This is a genomic window from Stutzerimonas kunmingensis (assembly GCF_002929225.1).
GTDB lineage: Bacteria > Pseudomonadota > Gammaproteobacteria > Pseudomonadales > Pseudomonadaceae > Stutzerimonas.
Genome location: NZ_PISM01000011.1, coordinates 1 through 1,193, shown reverse-complemented (window position 1 = coordinate 1,193; position 1,193 = coordinate 1). Strand labels below are relative to the sequence as shown.

General features: G+C 58.9%; 1 protein-coding gene. It reads right to left on the bottom strand.

What is annotated here, in order from left to right:
- Window positions 1-147: 147 nt before the first annotated feature.
- Window positions 148-1,125 (bottom strand): IS5 family transposase, encoded by a 978-nt coding sequence (locus tag CW305_RS06575; RefSeq protein WP_034072818.1) that lies wholly within the window; start codon window positions 1,123-1,125, stop codon window positions 148-150.
- Window positions 1,126-1,193: the final 68 nt, after the last annotated feature.

The following is a 1,193-nucleotide window of genomic DNA, read 5'->3' as shown; positions in this document are numbered from 1 at the left end:
GGAAGGTCTGAAAAAGCCGCCTGTTTTTTGACCGACTTCAGCCCTTGCCGATTTTGAAAGCGGCAAATCGATCAAAACCCGCCCGATCACCCGCTCATTTCTTGGTTTTTAGCCGCTGCGAGCTTCTCGCGGCGGCTATTCCCCGCATTACAGGCGCACCTCTCCTGCACTCATCAAATGTCTTCGCGCCATCCACAGGTTCGACAGCGCGAACAGTGTCACCAACTGAGCGGTGTTTTTCGCCAGACCACGGAAGCGCGTCTTCACATAGCCGAACTGGCGTTTGATCACTCGAAACGGATGTTCGACCTTCGCGCGCACCTGAGCTTTGGCTTGTTCGATCCTGCGCTTGGCCTTGTACAGCACGCTGCGCTTGCCCAGCTTCTTGTAGGTGCTGCGACGGGCGGCAATCTGCCAGACGACCTTCCGGTCGGCGTGCTCCGGACGTTTGTCGACGCCGGTATAACCCGCGTCGCCGCCCACCCTCTGCTCGTCGCCATGCAGCAGCTTGTCGACCTGGGTGACGTCCGCCACGTTGGCGGCAGTGCCTACCACGCTGTGCACCAGCCCTGACTCGTCATCCACGCCGATGTGCGCCTTCATGCCGAAGTAGTACTGGTTGCCCTTCTTGGTTTGGTGCATCTCCGGGTCACGCTCGCCATCCTTGTTCTTGGTCGAGCTCGGCGCGTTGATCAGCGTCGCGTCGACGATGGTGCCTTGGCGCAACGACAGGCCGCGGTCACCCAGATAGCCGTTGATTACCGCTAGGATTCCCGCGGCCAGTTCGTGTTTTTCCAGCAACCGACGGAAGTTGAGGATCGTGGTTTCGTCAGGGATACGCTCCAGGCTCAAGCCCGCAAACTGGCGCAGGATGGTCGTCTCGTACAACGCCTCTTCCATCGCCGGATCGCTGTAGCCAAACCAGTTCTGCATCAGATGTACTCGCAGCATCGCCATCAACGGATAGGCCGGACGGCCGCCTTCACCCTTCGGGTAGTGCGGCTCGATCAACGCAATCAAACCCTTCCACGGCACCACTCGATCCATCTCGATCAGGAACAGCTCTTTGCGGGTCTGCTTGCGCTTGCCTGCGTACTCGGCGTCGGCGAAGGTCATCTGCTTCATGGGAAAACTCGGCGAGGTGAAGTCGGGGGATTTTGCCAAATCAGGAAGTCTTTTTCAGACCTTCCCTA